We start from the raw sequence: 26383 nt of genomic DNA, 5'->3' as shown, positions 1-26383 counted from the left end.
TATGAACAGCAATCTACGGCAACTATTTACAATTGCGGAAAAGCCGGTAAGACGTATCATCGGACTGATGTCAGGTACCTCGCTGGACGGATTGGATGTGGCATTATGTGCGATCAGCGGCAGCGGAATGGAGACACGTGTTACACTGGAAAAGTTTGACACGGTGACTTACCCGGTAGCCGTGAAAGATGCAATCAGGAAAGTGTTCGCAAAAGACACTATTCCTTTTCAGCAACTTTGTCTGCTTCATCCCTGGCTGGCCGATCTGCACGCAAAGTGGATATTGGAATGTTTGTCTGAATGGGGAATATCTCCGAAGGAAGTAGATCTGATCGCATCACATGGGCAGACGGTTTATCATAGTCCGAAGATATTACATCAGTTGCCGGACTTCCCGAACGCTACTTTACAAATTGTGGATGGAGATCATATTGCTGTAAAGACGGGTATTATCACCTTCAGCGATTTCAGGCAGAAGCACATAGCAGCAGGTGGAGAAGGCGCTCCATTGGCATTGTATGGAGATTATTGTCTGTTTTCCAGGCAGGGAGAAGACAGGGTGATGTTGAATATGGGAGGGATTGCCAACTTCACTTTTTTACCAGGAGATCTGGCAGCATCCGGTGTTTTTGTAACAGATACAGGGCCGGGTAATACTTTACTGGATGCTTTTGCAAGAACGTATTTCCAGGTGGAATATGACAAGGATGCATTGTTTGCAAAGCAGGGTGTTGTAGATGAAAAGTTATTATCAGCCCTCAAGGATAATTCCTTCTTTAAAGAACCGTTTCCACGTACGACAGGACCTGAATTATTCAGCAAAGCATATGTACAACAAGCACAACTGAAAAGTGGTACCAATGAGATATCACCTTATGATATGCTGGCTACCCTGACCCGTTTCAGTGCAGATACGATTACGGATGCACTGAAGAGTGTGTTACGCGAAGATAGTGATTATGCGGTATACGCCAGTGGTGGCGGCGCACACAACCCATTACTGATGGGATGGATAAAAGAACGTTTGCCAAGATTACAGTTGCGAACTACTGGAGAACTGGGTATAGCCGGAGATGCAAAAGAGGCGGTATTGTTTGCAATACTGGCTAATGAAGCGATAGCAGGCGAAGGCATCAACTTTGGTAGGCCAGGAATGCCTGCTGTTACCATGGGTAAGATATCATTTCCTGCATAAACCCGCACTGTTTTCTGGAAACCTGCATTAAAGAAGCAAAAAAATGCGGGTTTATATTTTGTTTTCTGCGTTTTTTTGCAGAAATTCAATCTTATATTCAACCAAATTGATTGCCTGATGTTAAAGGAAGAACGCCTCGCTTATATACTTCACCAGGTAAACCTGCACAACAAGGTGTTGTCTTCCCATCTCAGCGAACAGATACAGGTATCAGAAGATACCATCCGTCGTGATCTTGCAGAGTTGGCGCAGGAGGGAAAGATCATCAAAGTACATGGCGGCGCGTTATCGAATTCATTTCATCAGGGTATTGCATCCCAGGATGTATATGCCGTAGAAGATAAAAAGACCATTGCATTAAAAGCCGTTCAGCTTATACATGACGGCATGTTTGTATTAACTACAGGTGGTACTACTATTGCCGAACTGGCGCGGGTACTGCCGAGAGATCTGCAGGCTACTTTTATTACCGTTAGCCTGCCTGCTGCTTTTGAATATGCGAATCATCCGAACATAGAAGTAATTGTGATAGGGGATAAATTATCCAAAGGATCTAAGATCACCGTAGGGGGAGAAGCGATTTCAAAGATAAAAATGATCAAAGCGGATCTGTGCTTTCTGGGTAATAACGCAATAGACGCAGAAGACGGACTGACAGACAATGACTGGGACGTTGTACAGGTAAAACGAGCTATGATCAGCACTGCCAAGAAGGTGGTGGTATTGTCTATTTCAGAAAAGATCGACACATCAGAACAATTAAAGATCTGTGATGCAGAAGAGATCGATGTATTAATTACCGAGCTGCCTCCCGATTCTAAGAAATTGCAGTCATACAGGAAAAAGGGTATTCAGATTTTATAATAAAACAGCCATAAAGTTTACGCTGGTCATGTCACCGGCACTATTTGTAATAACGTAAATGCGCTTATCAGCCAACCTGTAATCAATCAGTTATTCAAGGCAATATTCCTCTGAAGAACAAGGGAAAACCATGCCTTCATTTATCGCTTTACTATTAAAAATTAGTTATGAGAATGTATCAATTATTCCGGCTTGCCAGGTGCAGGTATCTGCTGCTTTTGCTGGTCCTGCAGTGCTTTACCGCCGTTGCTGCTTTCGCACAGGTAAAGCTGTCCGGTAAGGTAACAGATGAAACGGGTGCATCGCTACCCGGCATCACGGTAGCCATCAGGGGGACAAAACTGGGTGCAACCACATCGGTGGATGGTAACTATACCATCAATGCTGATCTGAACCCCGGTAGTTACACACTCGTATTTACAGGTATCGGATTTGCACAGAAGGAAGGTAGTGTGGAGATTGGCAGTGCCAGCTCCTATACACTGAATCAACAGCTGGCTACGTCCGTATCCAAACTGGATGAAGTAGTGATCACCGGTGCTTCTATCGGTACTACCCGAAAACAGTTAGGGAGTTATGTCAGCAGTGTCAAAGCAGATGAGTTGAGTAAAGGCGCTACTGCTAACGTGCTCACTGCCCTGCAGGGTAAAACAGCTGGTGCACAGATTACACAGAACTCCGGTGATCCTGCCGGTGGTATGTCTGTAAAACTGCGTGGTATCAGTACGATCAGTGGTTCTACTGAGCCACTTTACATCATAGATGGTGTTATTATAGATAACTCCACTACGCGTGTAACCAACGCCGACGCATCTTATGCAGGTGGCAGCTTTGCAGGTAATGTTGGTCAGAACCGTATGGTGGATATCAACCCTGCTGACATCGAACGTATAGAAGTGCTGAATGGCGCTGCCGCAGCTGCGATCTATGGTTCCAGAGCGAACGCCGGTGTTGTACAGATCTTTACAAAGAAAGGCGCGGGTGGTGCTCCTGTAGTGAATTTCTCTACCAGCTTCAATGTAAACGAGCTGCGTAAGAAACTGGATGTGAACCAGGCGCCGGTAAAGTTTGGCGGTACCCCGGATGTGTCTACCCAGACCATTCTGACACCGACTATCACCAATACTACTGCGATACAGCGTTATGACTACCAGGACTATATTTTCCGCACAGGTGTTGGTACTGATAATAACGTATCTGTAACTGGTGGACAGAATAAAACGAGGTATTATGCATCTGCGGGTTATCTGTACAATCAGGGTATTGTAAGAAATACAGATTTCAACCGTTACAGTTTCCGGCTGAACCTGGATCAGGAGTTGAACAAATGGCTGAGCTTCAATGCTTCTGTAAATTATATCTACAGTAAGACAAACGAGAAACCAGATGGTAACTCTTTCTTCTCTCCAACGAATGCAGTAACCATCATCGGTAACTATTACGATCTGCAACAAAGAAATGCGTTGGGTAACCTGGTGGCAGTCGGAGAGCGCGGTCGTGTAAACCCGGTTTCTATCATTGAAGATTTTAAACAACAACAACAGACCAGCAGGATTATCACCGGTGCAGGTTTAAAACTGACGCCGTTCAAAAACCTGACGATAGATTATCATATGGGTATTGATAACTATAGCCAGGATGGTACTACCTTCATTCCCCCTTTCGCTTATAATGTAAGCCTGTCCTTTTTCGGCGGCGGCGCTAACCTGGATCCTACGCAGAACGGTTATGCGAGCACCGGTGTTAATAATTCTTTCCTGATCAACCACGATATCAATGCGACTTATAATGCGCAGATCACGCCGGACCTGTCATCTGTAACACAGGTAGGTTATTCTTTGCAGTATCAGAATGTGCATTACTCACTGCAACAGGGTAGAGGTTTACCACCATTTGTGCAAACCGTAAGTGGTGCAGCTACACTGATACCAGGTACAGATGAACGAACCAAACTATCTATCTCTGGTCAGTTCATTCAGCAGAACTTCAAATACCGTGATCAGTTGTTTGTAACTGGTGCATTAAGACGTGATGGTTCTTCTGTATTTGGTCAGGATGAACGTAATCAGATCTATACTAAACTGAGTGGTAGCTATGTGTTGTCAGGTACAGATTACTGGAAAGATCTGGGTGTGTCCAATTGGTGGAACCTGTTCAAACTCAGGGCTGCTTATGGTCAGTCGGGTAACCTGACAGGGATCCCTGCTTATGGACGTTTCAATACCTACAAAGCGATGGCGTTTGTAGGTGCGGCTTCGTTTACATCTCCGACCACTTACACCAACCCGGATATCAAACCTGAGAGACAGGAAGAACTGGAGTTCGGTACAGACATGGCTTTTGCGAATAACCGCATCAACCTTTCTGTGAACTACTACACCAAAAAGGTAAAAGACCTGCTGATCGCACGTGCAATTGCACCTACACAAGGTTACAGCACCCGTCTTGATAATATCGGGTCTCTTTCTAACAAAGGTTTTGAAGTAGTATTGAATGTAGTGCCGGTGAAAACAAAGAGCTTCAACTGGGATATGACGGCTATCTTCAACCGTAACAGAAACAAAGCAATCGACATCGGACAGTCTATCATCCTGTATTCAACGGTGAGTGGTGCACCGGTTGCGATTGCCAATGGTGAGCCGATTGGCTTCTTCTACGGTACTTTCTTTGCACGTGACGCCAGTGGTAACCAGCTGAAAACAGCTGCCGGTATTCCTGTAACAGAAGCAGGTGTACAGAACACACCGTTCTCCTACACACCGGCAAGAGATCCTAATACAGGTTTGCCACCAACTACCGGCGTAACTGCTTTACAAAGAAAAATTGGTGATCCGAATCCTGACTGGACTGGTACACTGACCAACGACTTCACCTATAAAAAATTCAGTCTGCATACACAGGTTGACTTTGTACAGGGTGTTGACGTATTCAATGCTGACTTCAGAACAAGACAGGGTGTGGATAATGGTAAAGTGGCTGAACAGGAAGACCTGGGTTTATTACCACGTGGATTTATTGCGGGTAACTACAACATCCAGGAGTGGAGAGTGGACGATGGTTCTTTTGTAAAACTGAGAGAAGTATCCCTCAGTTATAATATCGGTAAAATTAAAGGTCTGAGCGATCTCACAGTAAGTGTGGGCGGACGTAACCTGCATTCATGGGATAACTACAAAGGATATGATCCGGAAGTGAATGCGGCAGGTCAGAGTACTGTATTGCGCGGTATTGATTTTGGTAGCGTACCAGCTCCAAGAACGTATAATGTTGCACTGCGCGCCAGATTCTAAACCATCAAAACGAAGAATTATGAAAATGTATTTCAATAAATATAGCCGTTCTTTTCTGGCAGGAGTGCTACTGTTGACTGCTGCTTCCTGTAAAAAGGAATATGCGGACCCTTCAGGTCCATCTTATGACCAGGCTATCAGTTCGCCGAATGCACTGGCGGATCTGACAGTCGGTTTGCAGAACTGGTATACAGCCAATAGAACAAGTATTCTATATACATCTATCACAACCGGTAGTTTACTTACAGGAGAAACCTATGTAGTGAATGCGGGTAATGCCGATGAAGGACAATTATATGCAGGAGGTGCAAGTCTGCAAAACACCAATGCGGTGGTGACAGGTATGTGGTCGGTGTCCAATAAGATCATTTTTGATGCAGACAGGGTATTGAATAATGCCGCCGCGATTATTCCGGACGTTAACTACCGGACTGGTGTGATTGCGTATGCATCTTTATTTAAAGCGCTGGCGATCGGTAATATGTCTATGTTCTGGACAAATGTACCTGATACAATAGGCACTAATGTCCCTTTTATTACCAATCAGGAAGGCTATAGAAAAGCGGTACGTGTTATCAATGGAGCGTTGAATGTACTGGCGCAGGACACTATCAGTGCCGGGTTCAGGGCGAATATTCCTCCCGGTGTAAATATTGTCAACTCACTGAATGCATTAAAGGCCCGTTATTCGCTTTTTGCCGGTGATTATGATACAGCGTTAGCTGCAGCTAATAAAGTGAGTGGTACTTCTACATTTAACTATAATACGGTGATCACCAATCCGATCTTCACACTGGTAACCACTACCAACAATATCTACCAGATAGTCGATTCGGCAATGGGGCTTCCGGTAGGTTTACAGCCTGATTTAGCGGATAAACGTGTGCCGTTCTATATCAATAGAGGTACGAACCCTAAATTCGGTGTAAAAGGCTTTTATACCGCTTTGGCACAAGGTATTCCCGTATTCCTGCCAGGTGAGATGACGCTGATCAAGGCAGAGTGTTACGCCCGTAAGGACGATCTGGGTAATGGTCTTACAGAACTGAATAAAGTAGTGACCAAACAGCCAGGTGCAGATGCCTTTGGTGTTGGAGCGGACCTGCCGGCGGAAGATGCAGCGACTAAAGACGAACTACTGGCACTGATCTATAAACACCGCCACATCGAATTGTTTATGAGCGGTATGGAACTTGAAGATCAGCGCCGTTTCAACAGACCGGTAACTGAACGTAAACGCTCCTGGCTACCATTCCCATTTGTAGAAAGGAATGATAATACAAACATCCCGCCTGACCCCGCGTTTTAATAGTCAGGCTTCCCAATTCTTAATTCTTAATTTCTAATTCCTAATTCTTTAAAAAGGGGCTGACCGGCATAGATTCCGGTCAGCCCCTTGTCTTTTCGCCAGGAGTTTATTATTTTAGGAACCCGGGTACGCAACCCCGTATCCATTACAGGTGAAGATTGCTTTCCTTTAAAACCGTTAATTCCGTTATGAGAAAACACTACCTATTGCTGCTGGCAGCTTTGTTATGTTATTGCCCGTTAACCTTTTCACAGAAAAAGATTGGCTTTGAAAAACCCGGAGACCAGCAGAAAAGAATGGCCTGGTGGACCAATGACCGTTTTGGTATGTTCATTCACTGGGGATTGTATGCCTTACCCGCCCGGCATGAGTGGGTGAAGAAGCGGGAACAGCTGACCAATGACGATTATCAACAGTATTTTGACCAGTTCAACCCGGATTTGTATAATCCGAAGGAGTGGGCTAAAATGGCCAAAGCCGCCGGAATGAAGTATGCTGTTATTACCAGCAAACACCACGAAGGATTTTGTCTGTTTGACTCAAAATATACTGATTATAAAGCCCCTAATACCCAGGCAAAGCGTGATCTGATAAAGGAATGGGTAGATGCTTTCAGGGCGGAAGGTCTGAAAGTGGGTTTTTACTATTCCCTGCTGGACTGGCACCATCCTGATTTTACGATAGACAAGCACCATCCGCAGCAGCCGGCTGGCGATAGCGACACCGCTTATGCCAGGCTGAATCAGGGAAAGGACATGAGCAAATACCGCGAATACATGTATAACCAGATCAAGGAACTGCTCACCAAATATGGTAAGATCGATATCATGTGGCTGGACTTTTCCTATCCTGGTAAGAACGGTAAAGGCCGCGACGACTGGGGATCGCTGGAGCTGATGAAAATGATGCATAAGCTGCAACCAGGGATTATTGTGGATAACCGCCTCGACCTGAATGACTATGAGGACGGCTTTGACTTTGTCACCCCTGAACAGACGCAGGTGGCGGAATGGCCGACTGTAAACGGCAAAAAGGTAGCCTGGGAGACCTGTCAGACCTTCTCCGGTTCCTGGGGATATTATCGCGATGAAGACAGCTGGAAGAGCCCGTCTCAATTATTGCAGCTGTTGATCGGTTCTGTGAGTAAAGGAGGGAACCTGTTACTGAATGTAGGTCCTACCGCCCGGGGTTTGTTTGACTACCGTGCAAAGGATGCACTGGGTGCAATCGGAGAGTGGATGGCTGTAAACAGTCCTTCCATCTACGGCTGTACACAGGCGCCAGAAGAGTTCCGGGCGCCTAACGGAACGATGCTGACCTACAATCCGACCACCCGTAAGCTATACCTACATTTACTGTCATGGCCACTCAATAAACTGGTGCTGCCAGGATTTAACCCAAAAGTTAAATATGTGCAATTCCTGCATGATAATTCAGAAATAAAGTATATTGGAAAGGAAAATCAGGGCAGCAATGATCTAGTACTCACGATGCCTTTGAAAAAGCCTCCGGTGGAGATACCAGTGATTGAGCTGACTTTGAGATGAAATGAAACGCTTTTTATTAAACCTACAACTGCACATCAGCCTGTTCCTGCTTATACAAATTATAGGAGCAGGCTGTTTGTACGCCCAGAACACCCGGGATACTGCATGGGTGAAACCTTTCATAAAGGATAACAACATACAGCTGTATGGTGGTTACTCCGGCAGCAGTTTTATTTTCCAGACGAAAAAGACGCCAAGGGAGTATTTCCGCTTACTGGCGAATAATGCGGGCTACACCGGATTCAATCTGAACTACAAGTACCTTTCTCTTTTCTACGATTTTACTTTGCCTTATACCAGTCTGGCTGACAGAACCACCGGATTGCGCAACCGGAATCTTCAGTTGTCGCAGTTTGGGTACCGTTTTGGTGTGGAAGCCGGGTTTCAACGGGTAGACGGGATGCTTTTTGAAGTACGTGGACGCCGGAGGGATCCGCCGGTGACCTTTGAGAATATCCGTTACCGCAGGTATGACGCCAACTTATACCTTTTCACCAATCCGAAGCATTTCTCCTATAGCGCGGCTAATTTCTATAGTAGTTTGCAGCGGCAGACAGCCGGTAGCTGGCTGTTTATGATTAGTCCGGAATACCAGCAATTCAGCTTTGCAAAGGCTAACCTCATTGGGGACGAAGCAAAGGATTCCATGGTCTATGAACTGGTAAAACCGCAACCTGCATGGGTATCGGCAATCGGTTATGTAGGCTATTCCTGCAATATCGTGATGGAAGACGGACACTGGACGATCAGTCCTACCTTACTGGTAGGCGCCGGCGGTCAGTATCCGCTGTATGATAACCGTTTTAACCCTAAAGAGATCAGTCTTGTGTATAGTGCCATTGGCCGGATCAACTGTGGCTATAACGGGGATCACTTCTTTAGCTACCTCAGTGCCAGCCACGACTATGCGCGGGACCACCTGCCCGCCGCACACCTGCATCTGCAAAACAGCGACTTCTCTCTTACCGTTGGATACCGTTTTCCCAGCCTTAAACATAAAATACTGGGACTCTTGTAATAAATGCTATAAGTATCAGGAAATTTTGTAAGTTCCTTGCCTGATTTAGGAAGCTTAACTATTACATGTATGCAATTCAAACGGACCTACCTGGTACCGCTGGCCCTATTGCTGGCAGCGACATTATGCTCTTTATCCACACCTCCGGAGGAAAAGGCGAAAAATCTGAAAGTATTACCTAAGAACATCAGCCATGACGATCTGATGAAGGAGATGCGCAGCTACAACAAGGCTTTAGGCGTTAAGTGTGACTACTGTCATGCTAAACTGCCGGACAATCCGCAGAAAATGGACTTCGCCAGCGATGCAAAGGAAGAGAAGGAAACGGCGCGTGAAATGCTGAAAATGACCTTCCGTATTAATAAGAAGTACTTTAAGTCTGGTAAGGATGAGAAAGGTATGCAGATCATGACCGTCACCTGTTATACCTGCCACAACGGACAGAAAGAACCGGCATCGAAGCCAGCAGGAGGAGAAGAAGCACCTCATCAGCACTAAAATGGTTTGGGAGGAATTGTTAAAAGCAATATCTTTAAGTAGATACATCTACCTATTTGTCGTATTAACTATTACAGAACACACAACTCAAATGTAAGACCATGATTGCTTTTAACTCCCTTGCTATTCTGGCACTGCTTTTCTTTATTGCCCACGTTGTATTACTGTTTACATCATTTGGAAAAAAAGGTTATCAGAAGAAACGGTATTTCTATTCACACCTCACCCTTTGGGTCTGTGGAGGACTGGTTTTCCTGCTGGCGATGTTATTCGCTGGCACCAATACTTCCTCTATACTGGACGTATTTGATACACCCGGTAAACAGTTGCTGATCCTGGGAATGGTGGTTGTTTTATCCCTGTCAGCGCATACAATTGTAAGGCTGCTGGTGATGCCGAAGTATCAGTTAGGAAATAAATAACCTGAAAAGTCTTTTATAAAAAGGGGGCCGCGATATACCGTCGCGGCCCCCTTTTTCTTTGCTGAAAATTGTATATTGGCAAGTAACTATACTTATTGAAGATTACATACCCCTGATCAATGATTGTCTGTTCTATCTGCAACATTCACTGCCTAAGTTGTTGCTATTGATAAGGCCGCTGTTCTTTGGCGCTGATGAAAATTATAATAATTTTTAGACCAACAGAGATGCGCTTCATATCATTTCCACATATCTGCATGTTCCACATATATTATGCCTGTAACGAGGGTGCATATCCCCGATATAAGGTACCTCCCCTCCCCGGAATAGGGGATTGGCCTGCCCCCGAGAATACATGACTTTTGTATCAGTCTTAACTGATTGCAATATGACACCAAAGGAAAGGGAAGAAGCACTGGCCAGACTGGCAGCAGTAGATGTAGCTTCTATGACGGGAAAGAATATCGCCTCCACCGCAAAACTGGATGGCCTCCAGGGGCTTATGCGTGTAATAACCGAACTGAAAGTACCTCCTACGCAGGCTGAAGATGTATATACGAGAATGGTCAACAAACTCAGAGACGCGGACCTGACAGTTAATTTTTCTGTGGATAAATTCTATAGTAACACTAGTCCTGCCATCCGGTTATTGAATGCATTTGAAACACCACAACGGCCAGGATATATGACTGAGCGCAAACTGGCGGAAGAGCGCTTATTTGACTATTCAAATGCAAAAGGAAAGCTGGGAATGAAAGACAATGAAAAAAGTGTCATAGACAGAATTAAGAAGTTTGGTAGTCAGCTGACAGGTAATAACCCCTCTTTTGCCTCCGGTATGCGTCCGCGATATGCAGCTGTTAACTTCAAGAATAATAAATATGGAGCAGCGGGAGATTACGGCGCTTCATTTATGGTATTGAAAGATCATGTTAAACTGAATTGTACACTGCTTGACAGGGATTCATTTAATTACAGAACGGATATACAGGCTGCTGATAAACTGGCGAATTATGCACATCCCGATCGTATTATCCTGAATATGCGGGAGAATACCCTGAAAGCACTATATAAAGCTGCAACAGGTAATGATATCGCTGGCGCCAATATGGTTGGCCTGCTGGATTATGTGGAAGCACAGATCCATTCTGCGATCCTTTTTAACAGAGATGTGAAACGGATGTATGTGTCTAATGTAGCCATGTCAGATGGTGGTAAGCGTGATGCACGTCCTTACAGGGAGTATTTTACAAAGTTTGGGAGGCAGTTCGGAATACCGGTGCAGTTTATTTAATGTTTTGTGTTTTACAGAGAGTATTTGTTTTGTAGGGAGGGACTAGCTGTAAGAGGCATCTTTTCGTATCTCGTAATACCATTACAAAGGAGACCACATCTGCTATTATTTTTCAGTTTTATCGTTTCCCCTTGTCCGTTCTTACAATGAATGAGAGTGCTTTTACAATACGCTTTCAGCAAACCACCCAAATTAACATTCCGCCGGGTCTACAAAGTCACATCCGCTGCCTGCATCGCCGCCCTATACCCCAACTCCGCGCCACCACTCACATGCAGAATATGTCCGGTAATAAACCGTGCCTTATCCGACGCCAGAAACACGCAGGCATCTGCAATAACATCTCCCTCCGGACAATACCCCAGCACATGTATATCATTCATATACTGTTCAAATCCCTGTGCATTAGGTTGGTGCTTCCCCCATTCTCTCAACATGGGCGTCCATACACCGGCTGGAGCTACCGCATTGACACGGATCTGAAAAGGCGCATAGTCGAGTGCCATGGATTTGGTGAGCGTGTTGACCGCACCTTTACTAGCTGTGTACGCAGCATGATTTTCCTGCCCGATTTCCGCTACCAGACTACTGGTATTAATAATACAGCCCCTGCTTTCTTTCAGGGCTGTAATGCCATATCGTGTGGTCAGATAGATGCTTTTCAGATTGGTGTTCATCACCTGGTCCCATTCTGCTTCACTGGTTTCGTGTAAGGGAGTGGAAGGATGGGCAATGCCGGCGTTATTGTGGATAACGTCTATTCTGCCATACTTCGTCAATGTTTCATGGATGGCTGCTTCCACGTCTGCTGATTGTGAAATGTCTGCGAAGATGGCATGATGTGGATGACCTAATATATTGACAGTTGATGCGAGAGCAGGCGCATCGTTGGATATGATCACAACGATGGCGCCTGCTTCGGCATATTTCAGGGCACACTCGAATCCGATGCCGGAGGAGCCGCCCGTCAGTAAGATTATTTTACCGGTCAGGAGTTGCATATAATGAATGAGGGTATCGGATATGATCAGCCTTTGCTGGCTGTGATTTCTTTTATAGCGCCATTGACTTTTACTTTCACCTTGCGTGGAGTAGGAGAAAGGATACGGTAAGACGTTACCTTACCATCTTTCCATGCAAAGTCTACTGTAAAGTTGCCCCTGGCTTTTAATCCTTTTACAGATCCTGTTGCTTTCCACTGGTCAGGAATGGAAGGCAGGATGTTGATAAATCCTGCATGACTTTGTATCAGCATTTCTGCGATACCAGCTGTTGCGCCGAAGTTACCATCTATCTGGAACGGCGGACCGGCAGATAACATATTCTGGTATACACCACCACCTGCACCATAGTTGATATCCGTTCTGGCAGTTGGTTTAAGCAGTTCCTTCAGCAGTTTGAAAGAGCGGTTACCATCCTGTAATCTTGCCCAGAACAGGAGTTTATAAGCGATCGTCCAGCTTGGTCCGTCATCTCCTCTTACTTCCAGTGTTTTTTTTGCTGCTGCTGCCAGATCAGGCGTGTTTTCTGCGGTGATCAGAGAAGCAGGGTACAATCCCCAGAGGTGTGAAATATGTCTGTGTTGTGGCTCAGTTTCTTTATAATCTTCCAGCCATTCCATGATCCTGCCATCCGGCGCGATTACACCTGGAGGAGGCAGCAGGGCTACCTTTTGTTGCAGTTCTTTTTTGAAGTCAGCGTCGATACCCAGTTCAGTAGAGGCGGTGATAATATTGTTGAACAGGTCACGTACGATCTGGTTGTCAATAGTAGCGCCGATACAGATACTGGCATGTTTACCGTTTGGCAGGTAAAATGCATTTTCGGGAGAAGAAGAAGGCGACATCACCAGCCAGCCGGTTTTTTCGTCTTTTATCAGCAGACTGTTATAAAATTCTGCAGATCCTTTCAGTACCGGGTAGATATCCGCCAGGTATTTTTTATCGTTGGTGAAGGCGTAGTGTTCCCAAAGGTTATTACACAGCCAGCCGGAGCCAGACTTAGTAGCACCCCAGGAAGCGCTTTCTCCCGGTTCGGTAAAGCCCCATACATTCGTAATAACATGGGCTACCCATCCTGGTGCATTGTAATACGCTTTTGCAGTACGCTGACCTGGTGCTACCAGTCCTTTTACGAGGTCTGCCAGGGGCAGGTTCAGTTCAGAGAGGTTGGATACTTCCACCGGCCAGTGATTCATCTGTACATTGACGTCCAGGTGGTAATCACCGTTCCAGGGAGTGTGTACCTGGTTCGCCCATAAGCCTTGTAAATTCGGCGGTAATAATCCTTTCCTGGTGCTGCAGATAGTGAGGTAGCGGCCAAACTGATAAAACAGTACCGGTAACTCATTGTCGGCAGCCGCATTGTTATAAAATGCGGCTAATCTTTTATCAGTTGTCAGCGTACCTGCCGTTCCTTTACCAAGATCAACCTGTACCCTGTTAAAGAGTTTCGTGTAATTACGCATATGCGCCTGTTTCTGAGCTTCATAAGGTTTTTTTACAGCAGTCGCCAGCACGGTGCTGATCTGCTTTTTGAAATCATTTTTATGAAAATCAGTACCGGCTGCGACATACAGTATCACTTCTGTCGCATTTTTGATCACCAGTGCATGTTCTTCCGTAGTGATCGTTCCACCTTTCAACTGTGCTTTTACGTTTGCCTGGTATTGCATACCTTTTGTATCGTTACCACTGTCCAGCTGCCCGTACAACAGCAGTTCGCCATTTTCAGTGCGGGTGGCTGCTTTTTCCGGACGACTCATAGTGATACGCAGGTTCAGCTTACCAGCCTGACTGGCTGTGAGCCGGATAAAAGACAAGTCATCTCCAAAACTGGTGAAGTACTCTCTGTTATAGGTCACGTTATTTACTTTATAACTACAGGAAGCAATTGCCTGTTGCAGGGATAATTTCCTTTCATAGGCAGTTGGCTCCACTTTGTCGGCCTTGTCATAGGCAAACTGTATCTGTAGTTCTCCCAATGTCTGGTAACAGCCAAAAGGGACGTCTCCTGAGCCTTTACCGGTACAGATAAAGTCTTTGTCCATCAGCGACTGTGCCTCGTCATTACGGCCTTCTTTCAGCAATTCCTGTATCTTCGGCAGCTGCTTGTAGGCTTCGTAATTATTGGCGTTCTGTGGAGCCCCTGACCATAAGGTGATGTCGTTCAGTACAACTTTTTCTGTCTGAATGCCACCATCCGGCATCATGCCCAGTCGTCCATTTCCAAGGGGTAATGTTTCTTCCCAGACTGCCGCCGGCTTGTCATATTTCAGTGTTAGCGGATTTTGCTGCGCTTTACAGAGGGCAGCAGGCATCATCATGACAATAGCGGTAATAACGTGTTTCTTTAAGATCTTCATCAGTTTATCGTGCTTATTCTTTGTTCCAGAAGGTAATTTCCGACAGGTTCACATAACTTGTCTCTCCGTTCGCGTTATGGAGGAACCTGATACGGATATAACGTATCGGCGGAGGATTGTCAACCAGGTTTGTTTTGTAGGCGTTGTTGCCGTTGTCTGTTCTGATGACTTCCTTCAACAGTGTCCATCCTTTATTCATCATGGCATCTTTCCATCCTGATTCATTCGGATTCATTTCAGGAATCGCATTGTCGATATCTGCAATACCCCATACTTCGAATTGATCCGGATTGTTACAGCAATCTCTTCCTGTTTCTTCGATCACCCCCAGGTTGTTATAGACTTTTCCCATATCAAAGCTGAGTGTTCTTGGCAGCGATCCGTTGCCATCCGCATGGAAGATATTCGGATATCCCTGCGGACCAACAGAGCCGTCCCACAGTTTGCTGACCCTGGTATCTGACTGGTAGATACCCATATCTCCCCACATATCACGTTCCCGGAACAGGCTCTTGTCGCATTGTACCAGCCGGAATATAGTCGGGAAGGTGTCAGCACGCAGTGTGTAGAATGTATCCAGGGCGTTTGTCACAGGAATATAGGAAGATTGATACAGAACAGGTGTACCAAATTTATAGTCGGTCAGTGTGAGCATACTTTCGGCAGGGGCCAGTGATTTACTGACTTCCTGGTTGCTCTGATTCGTATACTTCAGTGTGGTGTTAATGTTGATCGTATCAGGTGTAACGAAGCGCAGTGTTACTGAATTGTCTTCATTCACCGTGAAAGGATTGTCTGCATCTGTCAGCCTGTTGTTGAGTGTTGCCGTATATACCGAGCCATACACCCTTGCATTGCTGATCTCTGTTGCTACAGAACGATTGCCTTTTGCATCATACGAATAGACCGTAAAAGAATATACATATTCCGACAAGCCGGGGATCGTACATTTTACCGTGTCTGTTGTGTTGTGTGTAGATGCCGGAATAGTGAGTGAGTCGGCGCCATTGTTCCAGAAAACCCTGTATTGTACAATGCTCTGATCAGGACTTGGCTGCCATACCAGCTGTATTCTTCCATTACCAGGCATGGCCTGTGGATTGGTTACTTTACCTGGATACACTAATTCTTCCCCGTTCAGGAATTCACGGTAGTCCGTAGGTTTCTTGCTGCACCCGAGTACGGTGAGTAAACCGCCCAGCAGACATATGTTAGCTATTTTATATCGTTTCATTGTTTGCTTTTTTGAATGTTATCTCGGATCGCCCCAGAATGACAGTTCGGTAACGTTAAAGAAGTTGTTGGTCTGCGCCATATTGGAAACACATTCAAAACGCATGTACCTCACTTTCGGCAGATTCAGGGAAAAGTTGTAACTAAAACCTGCGTTCCAGAACAGGAGATCGGTATTGTTGTACTGTGGATTCGGTAAGCCGGATGGTTTGTCAGGTGCTGTAAAGAAACCCATGTTGATCCATCCTTTTGGCGTCATACCACCTACCGGCGGAAGGTGATTTTCATCCGGCATTGTTTCATCTACCGGACTATCCTCACGTCCCCACAATACCCATGTTCTTGGCGCACCGGCCTGCCATAACCAGGTTCCACTTCCATCAATACCCCTGTTCCAGATCGTATACCGGCTCAGCCTTGCAGCTCTACCCATGTCAAATGTGATCACTGCCGGCCATACCAGCGGTTGTATCGGTTGTTCGGTATGATAACCCGGAGAGCCTGTATTGTTATTCCAGAGGTTTTCTATTGACCATCCGAAGCCGGTTCTGGCATCTGTTCCCAGCTGATAGCTACGGAACTGTGATTTATCCATTTGTGCCTCGTAAACAGGCGTAATAGTAGACAGCAATGTGTCGGAGATGTTACCCCACTGGTCCGTTACATATACGCCGAACTTCTGTGGAATGGTATCATAACCGTGCAGACTGAACGAGATGGTATCTTTATCCGTATAGTTCTGCGCGATAATCTGATACTTGTTGGTCTGATCAGGTGCAATAACAATGATGCCCAGATTGGCTTTTGCCATGTTGATCGCGTCTATCTGTACGCCGCCGAAATCCTGGCGCATGGTTACCGTAGGACGTGACAGCAGATAAGGTGGCGTATCCGGATGTACTTTTACATTCACCGGTTCAGAAGATACCTGTGCCCGGCTTACTACGCGTAATTCCACATCATAGTCCTGACTCTTTGCAAAACCGCTGACGGTGACACTGTCAGAATAATAAGAGGATTTGGTTTCCCTGCTCACCTTATCATTGATCTTGTATGTGGCCTGTACATACAGGATATTGGATGATTTAGGCAGCGTATAGGTGATATAGGCGCCTCCGTTAAAGTTCACCACTTTTACATCTTTGACAGGATCCGGTTTGGTCATGTCAGTAGATACGATTTCGTTGTAACCGTCAATCTCCTTACAGGAGAAAGGCAGTAAGCCTGATATAAAGAATAACAGCAGCAGCTGTTGTATATGACGCATTTTAAATTTCATACCGTGAATGTTGTGTTGATCAATAGATGCGACGCTTTACCAGTAAAGGGTCTGTACCAGGTTCGGATTCGTGAGCAGATCGTAGTCCTGAATAGGATAGAGGTAGTTCCTTACACCGAAAACAGTCTGTTGTGCAATTCTCAGCTGATAGTAACCTTCCGTTGTTCTGTTGAACACATTCCAGCCCTGCAACGGCGTACTCAGTACATTCTGCAATTCTTTCCATCTGCGTAAATCCCATCCTGCCTGGCCTTCGAACGCGGTTTCAATTCTTCTTTCCTGGTGAATAATAGCACGTAATCCATCTTTGGTATTGTACTTATTCGGACTGGTAGAGTACTGTGACCATGATTCTGCTACGCCTTTTAATCCTGCTCTTTCTCTTACCCTGTCAATCCAGAGGAGTGCATCGCCGCCTGGTCCGTTGACTTCATTCTGACACTCTGCATATAAGAGCCAGAGGCCGGTGAGGCGCATAAATGGCCAGGAGTAGTTCTGTTGTACGCTTGTTTGTCCGAAGGTCGTCTGATAAGGTACCAGTTTCTTTGCCCAATAGCCGGTCGCATTATAACGCAGCTGATCGGGTGGTGCTGCGAATCCGTTAACCGCATTGACATAATTCGGATTATTGTCGTCCAGGTTACCGGAACCAAACCATACACTACCATCGAATGCAACATCTGCATAATAACGTGGCTCGCGGTTGAAGTTGCCTTTTACAGTAGTATAGCCCTTTTTGATATAGTAGGCATGTGAATCGTCACCAGCCTGCAGTTTGTAACGGTTCTTATAATCAAAGGTTCTGTCTTCACTGATCGGTACACCATTTTTGCTATAGAAGAGCTCTGACTGTCCGATAGGTACAGAGAAGTTGGAATACACGGCAAATACATTCGCAGCAGCATCAGCAGTGACTCTTGGAGACGCCATATATTGCCAGCCGAATTGTGGATTCAATGTCCATATCTGCTCAGGATTCCAGCTATCTACAAAAGCGCCCTGTATTGTCAGCATTCTGCGTGTTTCGTCTGACATATGCACAATACCTCCGCTCAGTCTCAGTTGATAAAGGTTAGCGCCTGCAGCAGCAGCTGCATCAATTGCTTCCCGGCAGGCTGTCAGTGCCAGTTGCCATTTGCTTTCGTCGTAAGCTTGTGAAAACAGTTGTGTTCCGTCCTTTCTCTTCATGGCGGCATAGTCGCGGTTACCATTGAACAACGGACTTGCAGCTGTCGCCAGTACTTCTGCTTTTACGGCTTTTGCGATCGTGGAACTGATACGTCCCTGTTCCGCAGCAAGGTTCTGTATCACCGGTGGAAGATCTACAATCGCTTCATCCAGTAAGTGTACTACATAATTGAAGCAGGAGTCTACCGGTTGTTGTTTTATTCTTACATCTTCAATAGAAGCATTCACCGGTAAGTTGACATCTACGATCGGAATAGGTCCGTACATTCTGATCAGCCAGTAGTGAAAATAGGCTTTCAGGAATTTTGCTTCTGCTGCCCATCTCTTACGTTGAAATTCTGGCAGATCAAGCGGTATGTGTACATTCTCCAGGAATATGTTGCATTTACGGATAGCCTGCCACATATTAATTCCCATGTTATAACCATCCCAGTAGTTTAAAAGCGGATTGGCGCTGTTCTGTATGCCGCGCATGATGCTGAAACCAGCGTCTCCACCGCCACCGCCCAGTGTGGTCTGGTCTTGTAATGGATAAGGGAACATCACCTCACCTGAAGTGGTAAAGCCGGCGTTACGGCGTATATCAGTAAGCGCCTGCATAGTTGCATAACATCCGAATAAATAAGCCTGGGTTTCATTCGCGTTAGCAAATGCACTTTCCAGCGTGGCGACATCGTCAGGTACTACATCCAGGTATTTGTTACAGGACGACAGCAGAGATATAGATAAGGCTGTGCTGATAAATATTTTTATGATGGTTTGCATCTGCAATCATTTATAAGTTGACATTGATACCAAAATTAAACACCTTCTGGATAGGGTAAGCGAATCCCTGTCCAGCCTGTTCCGGATCCCACAGTTTGAAGCTGCTGAATGTGAAGAGATTCAGACCGCTGAAGTAAAGACGCATATTTCTGATATGCATTTTTCTGGCGAAGTCTTTAGGAATGGTATATCCTATCTCCAGTGATTTCAGTCGCATGAAACTACCATCTCTCAGCCACCAGGTGCTCTGTTGCTGGTTGTTCAGGATGTCAGTAGTGGACAGACGAGGCCACAGCGCATAGAGGTTCTGTTTTTCTTCTGACCAATGGTCGTCCGCATATGCCTGCAGGATCTGCGCGTTATTGATAAACGGTGCAGTTCCGTATTTACCCCAGTATCTGTCGTCCTCTGAGGTGGCATTGATGAAGAAAGATTCTCTTGCAAGACCCTGGAAGAAAGCATTCAGGTCGAAATTTTTGTATCCGAAGGAGAAACCGAAACCATAGATGATCTGTGGAGTGGTCGGCAGACCAATAGGTACCTGGTCGTCCTGGTTAATAATACCATCTTTATTCACATCTCTGTATTTGATATCACCGCCGATTGGTAACGGAGATGAACCAAACAACTGTGTAGGAGAGTTCGCTGCTTCTTTGTCATCTACAAACAGTCGCTCGGCGATATAACCGAATGGCTGGTTGATCGGACGACCTGTCTGGAAACGATAGTCATACTTGTATTGTGGTTCTTCGTAACGGCCGTACTTATTCGCGGTGGCGGTGAAGTTAGCCAGTATGGATACCCAGAAATTCTTGTTGATGGTCTGTTTGTAATTGATATTCAGATCCAGACCCTTTGCATAAGCGGTACCCACATTGGATTTAACCGCTGCTTCCAATCCATTGGTAACAGGGATATAACCACGTTGTTGCAGGATGTTGTATCTGTATTCATGATAGATCTCTGCTGTCACATTCAGTTTGTCAACGAATGTCATTTCTGCGGCAAGGTTTGTTTTCCGGGCCGTTTCCCATGTTACGCCAGGATTAGGATAGTTGCGGATTGTAGTACCGTACAGTCTTACGCTGTTGTTAGTACCGAATACCGCAGACGGTCCGTTGACGTCATCCGGTTTAACATTAGACAGGTAATAGAAACGGGTGTTATCGATATTATCATTACCGACAAGACCATAACTACCCCTCAGTTTAAACCTGGTCAGTATATTGGATATTGGTCCTTTCCAGAACTTTTCGTTGGACACTACCCAACCTGCACCAATCGTGGGGAAGAAGCCCCAACGGTTCTGCATAGAGAAACGTTCAGAACCATTATAACCAAAGTTAAACTCCAGGAAGTACTTGGTGGCATAGGAATAAGTCGCTCTACCCGCCAGTCCGAGGTTACGGTAAGGCAGTGAATATTGTAATGATGGCTGGTTCGTTTCCGGATCATTTGCGTCCGCATTCAGCTTCTGCTGGCGGGTAGCGATGATGGCGCTACTGATATTATGTTTACCGAAAGCGCGAGCGTAATCGATTGAGCCCTGCAGGTAAAGAAAAGTGTTCACATCTTTATTACCAGGGTAGTAGCTGAGAAATTCCTGTGCATTACCGGGCTGATTGTTCAGCCATGTCAATGAATAAGTATTACTTGGCTGGTCATAGTTAGCTACATCATAATAGAAAGGCAGGTAAGATCTGGTCAGATCAAAATAGGCGTAACGGTTGGTACTAAATAAGCCATGGAAGGCGAGTCCTTCGGTGAAAAAGTTCAGGTTCTGATTAAGCTCGAACTGTGCAGACAATCTTGATTCTGAAAAGCTTTTATAGCCATACATAAGAGCGGCATATGGATTGGATTGCAATCCGCCGGAAGTGGTCAGTGAGTTACCGAACAAGATATGTTTGGTCAGCAGGTTGGCGCTATCTGCCGGAAAATAGGCGGGGAATGCTACCGGACTGGTATGCAGCGCCCGGTCATACATGTCGCTGGCCAGACCGGAACGGTCGCCCGTAATAGGACCGGTATATTCGTTGAAATTACCCCAGAGACGAACAACTGCTTCTGTAGTTTTTGTCAATTTTACATTCACATTGGAACGAAGCTGATAGTTCTCAAACTTCATGGAAGAGTTAAAATTGTTCACCGGATTTACCTGCAGGATACCATTATCCCTGTCATAGGAACCTGCGATATAATACCTTGCAGCATCTGTTCCACCTTGCACGCTGAAATTAGCACGTTGTGTGGTAGTCTGATCTTTGAAGAGTGTTTTCATCCAGTCTACTGCCGGATACACATATGGATTGTGGCCCGGAGCCTTATCCATGGTCGCCTGTGTGTTGATGATGTCATTCGGTGTATACTGCGGCGTTGCCAGTGGATTTCTGGTGGTCAGCGCTTCATTGTACAACCGCATGTAGGTCACAGGATCTGCCAGTTTCACCGTCTGTGTCGGGCGGGAAATAGAACGTTCATAACGGACGTTTACATTCGCCTTACCTGCTTTACCTTCTTTGGTCGTTACCAGGATCACACCGTTGGCGCCTCTTGCACCGTACAGTGCAGCGGCACTGGCATCTTTCAGGATGGAGAAGCTGGCGATGTCATCTACCTGCAGACGTGCCAGGTCATTGGCGCTCAGTTCGATATTGTCCACAAGGATCAGTGGACTTGCACTGTAGCCAAAGGTGGTCACACCACGAATGAAGAAGTTGGAGTTGTCCAGACCTGGCTGGCCTCCGCGTTGAAAGGCGACCATCCCTGCAATTTGTCCTGCCATTGCGTTCGTCAGGTTGCTGGATGGAATTTTCAACGCACCGGGATCGATTGAGGTAACAGATCCCACTACTGCTTCTTTCCGTTGTTTACGGCCGTAAGCAACCACCACTACTTCTTCCGCCTTAAAGGTGGTGGGTTTCAATACAAGGTTGATTACTTTGGTAGAAGTGTTAACGCTGATAAACTGTTGTTCAAAACCTACGAAAGAAAACCGGAGCATTGTACCCGGTTCGACATCGAGGATGAACTTTCCAGTCTGGTTGGTCGACGTAGCGACGTTCTTCTTGTTTTCCGCAACGATGTTCACCCCTTCGAGTTTTGCTCCTGACGAATCGGTTATCGTACCTGTGACGGTGATTTTGGCCGGCTGTTGTGCAAATGCGTTGTAGGCAAAGAACGTGGAAAACAGCGTTAATAGGTATACGTGTTTTAGCGCCCCGGGTAACCGGGACATGGAGAGGATACGTGGCATAAACCAGTCTTTTGGGAAATTGTGTTAGTGAAAAATGCTATTTCATAAATGGAATTATCTGGCAAATCTATTTCATCACCTCTGCGGTGTAAATAGCTAATTCGTCTATTTTGATGAATTATTCCACGATTATGTCCGCAGGAATAAGTATTTTTCAGTTACAAGAAACATCAAAACAACAATCACGTTATGGGGACTTTGAAGAGAAGGGATGGCTTCGAAGGAGAACAGTTAATAAGTCTCCCCGAGTCAGTCTGGAAAAACGCAATCAAAATCAATCCTGTATTGGGTCAGCTGTATATTACCCATATCGGTTATTTTCCCAGAGCCGCCTTTCATTATAGAGACAGAGAGAAGGGCTGTATCGATAATATACTGATCTACTGTACGCATGGTAAGGGCTGGTATTCAATAGACGACAGGACATTCAAGGTCGGCATGAACGAATATGTCATCATCCCTGCAACGGAGCTTCCTTTACGCTATGGATCTGATGATGAAAACCCGTGGAGTATTTACTGGGTGCACTTTACAGGCAAAGACATGGCCGCATTTAACCAGGGATTCAACATCGGTTTATATGACGGACCAAGGCATATTCACAGAAATGAAAAAGGTATTCAGTTATGGAATACGATGTTTCAATGCCTGAAAATGGGATTTGGAAAGGATAACCTGGGCAAGGCAAACCTGCATCTGTATCACTTTCTGGCCACTTTCCTGTTCCCGGATAAAACGCCGAGGGAGCAGGAGCAGAGCCGTGACAGGATCAATGAAACGATCCTCTATATGCAGCAGCATCTCACTGTTGCACTGACAGTAGAAGAGCTGGCACAGCTGGTGGAGCTCTCTCCATCCCATTTTTCCACGCTGTTTAAAAAGACGACAGGCATGTCGCCACTGAACTATTTCATTCACCTGAAACTGCAGCAGGCCTGCCTCTTGCTGTATACAACAGATATGAAAATCAAGCAGGTCGGTGTTGCAATCGGCTATGATGATCCTTACCATTTTTCAAGGCTGTTCAAGAAGAGTATGCATGTCAGTCCGGAGCACTACCGGGGTATGCGCAGGAAGGATCATGGAGGTATGGATTGCCTCGTGTTGTGATATATACTATTATATATAAGCAGCACATTTTTTAGTCAGATATTTTTTTAACACGTTTAGATGTTTTTTTCGCTGGTCTACTGAAAGGCAAGACCAGCAAAGGTTTTGGCTAAGATGAAATTGAAGCTGGTATGGTATTCTACTAGACCAGTAAAGGGACGCCTATGATTGTTTAACGATTTAGTTTTATTTTGGTTGATGGAATCACCGGCGTATTTCCGGCATTGATAAAACTAACAGGTATGAATATGAAAAGGCTTTTCCTTGGTATGACATTTTTCCTGAGCTTGGTATTCTCAGATATTTTTGCGCAGCAGTCTGCTAAACAAATGCGTGAAGGCACACATAATTTTACACTGCAATGGATCAGCTGGGATAAACCCGGAAAGGTGCAGATAAAGAAACAAAAGGATGGCACCTATACCGTAAAAGGTGAACAGCTTGGAGAAGATGGTGACTTTGTTACGATCGATGGTATGCTGACCGTTGTCACTTTCGCAGAAATGACATTCACTGGTAAGATACAGTCCAGATACGCCAATATTAACAAAGGAGAGGTATGTGATAAAACAGGTACGTATCACTTCCTGGCAAAAGGTGCAAGAAAATACTGGCGTTTACAAGAGATGGACAATTGTGAGGGGAATAATGTAGTGGATTATGTAGATATCTATTTTTAATCATTGTATGAAATAATGCATGCGCTGTTTACAGATAAATGTAGACAGCGCATTTTTTTGTAACTTATAACAAGCGGAAACTTATTGCGTGTTATTTTTTAATGATTGCCTGTAAACGGGATACACCTGCTTTTTGTATCTTTAAGATATGCAGGAAGATAATATCGGATGAATAATATTGCATCCATCAATAGCTGAACTATAGTTATAGTATAGTCATCTTTCGTTGAACTTCCGTTGAGAAGCCAGCATTAACGGTGCATAAGTATAGAAAAGAAGCTTTCAGGTATAAGTATCAGCATACCGGTTACTGTATCTCCCGTTTCCAGGTATCGTCATGTATAAAAGTCTAATAATTAACCCCGGATGATACGTACCAAGACTTAATAAAAACCTAACATTAAAACCCGCGCCCGCCCCTTAGCTTTGCGTCAATGGCACGCCAGTCTTTCGATGATAACCACTACCTGCAATTATTCATCTCCGGCAGCGAAGATGCATTTGATGCTATCTTCAAACGTTATTATGAAGGATTATTGCAGTTTGCCAAGGTACTTCTGCCATATCCTACAGACGAGGCAGAAGATATTGTAGCTGAAATGTTCTGTACCCTATGGCATAACCGTCGCCAGATAGACATTTCCACCACTTTAAGCGCTTATTTATATGTCTCTGTAAGAAACAGGGTGTTTGACTATTACCGTAAGCGTAAGACAATTTTTAACCTCCCGGAAGAAGCACTGGCCGATACGCCGGACGTTGGTTATCAACAGCCTGATCACCAGTTAATGTATAAGGATATTACCTCACAGATACAGTCCCTTGTCGCACAATTACCGCCCCAGATGCGACTTGTATTTAAAATGCACAGATATGAAGGATTCAGTTATGACGAGATTGCAGGTCTGTTAAATATATCTCTGAATTCTGTTAAGACACATATGTTCCGCGCACTCAAATTCCTCAAAGCAGCCTATCCAATGTTACCAATATGTTAACTCGTTTTTTTCTGTCACGAGCGAGGTCCATCTTATCGTCCTTGTCTTTGTAAACGGAAAAATATTGGAACAGCAGGAGCTTTATTTACTGATCACCAGGCATTTTAACGAACAGACCGTCCCATGGGAAGAAGATTTCCTGGCTGAATGGCTGGAAAGCGCAGAAGAAAACAGACTGACTTACAGCGTACTGAAAGATATATGGCAGAGCAGCCATCAGCAGCACGATGAAGTATTGGTGAATGCAGCACTGCGGGATGTAAAGCAACGTATCAGCAGCCGTCAGCAATCCCGATTGATCACTATTGTTAAACGATACCGTACGCAGATCGCGGCCGCAGCTGCTGTAGCAGGTATTATAGCAGCTAGTGTATTTTATCTGCGCCGGAATAGTGATAGTAACGCTATCGCTTATATGGAGAAAAGGAGTTTGCCCGGACAGGTACTGAAAGTGATTATGCCAGACAGTACAATAGTGCATCTTGCCCCACAAAGTAGTATCCGTTATGCACCCGATTTCGGAAAGGGTGACAGGAAAATCTTCCTGGAAGGTGAGGCGTTTTTCGACGTCAGCAAAGATGCGCATCATCCTTTTACCGTAGCTGCAGGACAATTGTCCGTACAGGTATTAGGAACGCGTTTTAATGTCGCATATTATAAAGGTGCAGACAGTGCTGCTGTATCGCTGGTAGACGGAAAGGTACAGGTGAGTGTTCCCGCTCAGCCCAAACCGTATGAACTACAACCAGGACAGGAATTGTATTATGACAGTCATGCACAACATGCCTGCACCAGGGATTACGATGTGGAGTCGGTAACCGGATGGACGTCCCGATTACTGGTATTCCGCAACGAAACACTGGCGGTGGTTGCCCGCAGACTGGAGCAATTGTATGATGTCGAGATCACCTTCGCAGACCCGGCTATGGCTCATTACAAACTGTTTGCAAAGTTTAATGACAAGCCACTCAATTACATTCTGAACGTGATCAAAGCAACGGACAATCTTGATTACACCATCGACGGAAAAAAGATCCGATTTACCAACAACAACGCCTATCAATCACGCTAAA

At 45.4% G+C, this 26383-nt stretch carries 19 protein-coding genes; 13 read left to right on the top strand and 6 right to left on the bottom strand.

The window, feature by feature from the left end:
* Nucleotide 1: 1 nt before the first annotated feature.
* The 9 genes from CPIN_RS33730 (at nt 2) to CPIN_RS33690 (ending at nt 11437) form a co-directional block, all read left to right on the top strand.
* Complete coding sequence (locus CPIN_RS33730) at nt 2-1195, top strand: anhydro-N-acetylmuramic acid kinase (protein WP_012794374.1); 1194 nt, start codon at nt 2-4, stop codon at nt 1193-1195.
* 117 nt (nt 1196-1312) lie between these two features.
* On the top strand, nt 1313-2059 hold the full coding sequence (locus tag CPIN_RS33725) for a DeoR/GlpR family DNA-binding transcription regulator (RefSeq protein WP_012794373.1): 747 nt from the start codon (nt 1313-1315) through the stop codon (nt 2057-2059).
* Between the two features lie 167 nt (nt 2060-2226).
* Nucleotides 2227-5349 carry a SusC/RagA family TonB-linked outer membrane protein gene (locus CPIN_RS33720; RefSeq protein ID WP_012794372.1) on the top strand — a complete coding sequence of 1041 codons (3123 nt, stop codon included), beginning with the start codon at nt 2227-2229 and terminating at the stop codon, nt 5347-5349.
* 19 nt (nt 5350-5368) lie between these two features.
* A complete protein-coding gene (locus tag CPIN_RS33715; protein WP_012794371.1) occupies nt 5369-6658 on the top strand; it encodes a RagB/SusD family nutrient uptake outer membrane protein in 1290 nt (429 codons plus the stop codon).
* A 188-nt stretch (nt 6659-6846) separates the two neighbouring features.
* Complete coding sequence (locus CPIN_RS33710) at nt 6847-8205, top strand: alpha-L-fucosidase (protein ID WP_012794370.1); 1359 nt, start codon at nt 6847-6849, stop codon at nt 8203-8205.
* 76 nt (nt 8206-8281) lie between these two features.
* Entirely contained in the window at nt 8282-9223 is a 942-nt protein-coding gene (locus tag CPIN_RS33705) for a DUF4421 domain-containing protein (RefSeq protein ID WP_187294721.1), read from the top strand.
* A 69-nt stretch (nt 9224-9292) separates the two neighbouring features.
* Nucleotides 9293-9721 carry a c-type cytochrome gene (locus CPIN_RS33700; protein WP_012794368.1) on the top strand — a complete coding sequence of 143 codons (429 nt, stop codon included), beginning with the start codon at nt 9293-9295 and terminating at the stop codon, nt 9719-9721.
* A gap of 101 nt (nt 9722-9822) precedes the next feature.
* The gene (locus CPIN_RS33695) at nt 9823-10143 is read left to right on the top strand and encodes a hypothetical protein (protein ID WP_012794367.1); all 321 of its coding nucleotides are present in this window, start codon (nt 9823-9825) and stop codon (nt 10141-10143) included.
* A gap of 388 nt (nt 10144-10531) precedes the next feature.
* A complete protein-coding gene (locus CPIN_RS33690; protein ID WP_012794366.1) occupies nt 10532-11437 on the top strand; it encodes a DUF3626 domain-containing protein in 906 nt (301 codons plus the stop codon).
* A gap of 209 nt (nt 11438-11646) precedes the next feature.
* On the opposite strand, the gene CPIN_RS33685 is transcribed toward CPIN_RS33690, so the two are convergent.
* From CPIN_RS33685 to CPIN_RS33660, 6 genes are read right to left on the bottom strand one after another with little or no spacing between them, the layout of a single operon-like run.
* Complete coding sequence (locus tag CPIN_RS33685) at nt 11647-12438, bottom strand: SDR family NAD(P)-dependent oxidoreductase (RefSeq protein WP_012794365.1); 792 nt, start codon at nt 12436-12438, stop codon at nt 11647-11649.
* A 26-nt stretch (nt 12439-12464) separates the two neighbouring features.
* Nucleotides 12465-14801 (bottom strand): glycoside hydrolase family 95 protein, encoded by a 2337-nt coding sequence (locus CPIN_RS33680; RefSeq protein ID WP_012794364.1) that lies wholly within the window; start codon nt 14799-14801, stop codon nt 12465-12467.
* 13 nt (nt 14802-14814) lie between these two features.
* Nucleotides 14815-16035 (bottom strand): DUF4998 domain-containing protein, encoded by a 1221-nt coding sequence (locus tag CPIN_RS33675; RefSeq protein WP_012794363.1) that lies wholly within the window; start codon nt 16033-16035, stop codon nt 14815-14817.
* 18 nt (nt 16036-16053) lie between these two features.
* Nucleotides 16054-17313 (bottom strand): DUF5126 domain-containing protein, encoded by a 1260-nt coding sequence (locus tag CPIN_RS33670; protein ID WP_052306929.1) that lies wholly within the window; start codon nt 17311-17313, stop codon nt 16054-16056.
* A 36-nt stretch (nt 17314-17349) separates the two neighbouring features.
* Complete coding sequence (locus CPIN_RS33665; protein ID WP_012794361.1) at nt 17350-19266, bottom strand: RagB/SusD family nutrient uptake outer membrane protein; 1917 nt, start codon at nt 19264-19266, stop codon at nt 17350-17352.
* A gap of 10 nt (nt 19267-19276) precedes the next feature.
* Nucleotides 19277-22522 (bottom strand): SusC/RagA family TonB-linked outer membrane protein, encoded by a 3246-nt coding sequence (locus CPIN_RS33660; protein ID WP_012794360.1) that lies wholly within the window; start codon nt 22520-22522, stop codon nt 19277-19279.
* 189 nt (nt 22523-22711) lie between these two features.
* Between CPIN_RS33660 and CPIN_RS33655 the strand changes: the two genes are divergently transcribed.
* The 4 genes from CPIN_RS33655 (at nt 22712) to CPIN_RS33640 (ending at nt 26382) form a co-directional block, all read left to right on the top strand.
* Complete coding sequence (locus CPIN_RS33655) at nt 22712-23632, top strand: AraC family transcriptional regulator (RefSeq protein WP_012794359.1); 921 nt, start codon at nt 22712-22714, stop codon at nt 23630-23632.
* A 248-nt stretch (nt 23633-23880) separates the two neighbouring features.
* Nucleotides 23881-24312, top strand: a complete 432-nt coding sequence (locus CPIN_RS33650; RefSeq protein ID WP_187294720.1) for a hypothetical protein — start codon at nt 23881-23883, stop codon at nt 24310-24312.
* Between the two features lie 434 nt (nt 24313-24746).
* On the top strand, nt 24747-25310 hold the full coding sequence (locus CPIN_RS33645) for an RNA polymerase sigma-70 factor (RefSeq protein ID WP_012794357.1): 564 nt from the start codon (nt 24747-24749) through the stop codon (nt 25308-25310).
* A gap of 64 nt (nt 25311-25374) precedes the next feature.
* Nucleotides 25375-26382: a FecR family protein gene (locus tag CPIN_RS33640; protein WP_012794356.1), complete on the top strand. Its 1008-nt coding sequence runs from the start codon at nt 25375-25377 to the stop codon at nt 26380-26382.
* The last annotated feature ends 1 nt before the right edge of the window (nt 26383 follow it).

The sequence above is a fragment of the Chitinophaga pinensis DSM 2588 genome (assembly GCF_000024005.1).
Classification (GTDB): Bacteria; Bacteroidota; Bacteroidia; order Chitinophagales; family Chitinophagaceae; genus Chitinophaga; species Chitinophaga pinensis.
This window is presented reverse-complemented; position numbering and strand designations above follow the sequence as displayed.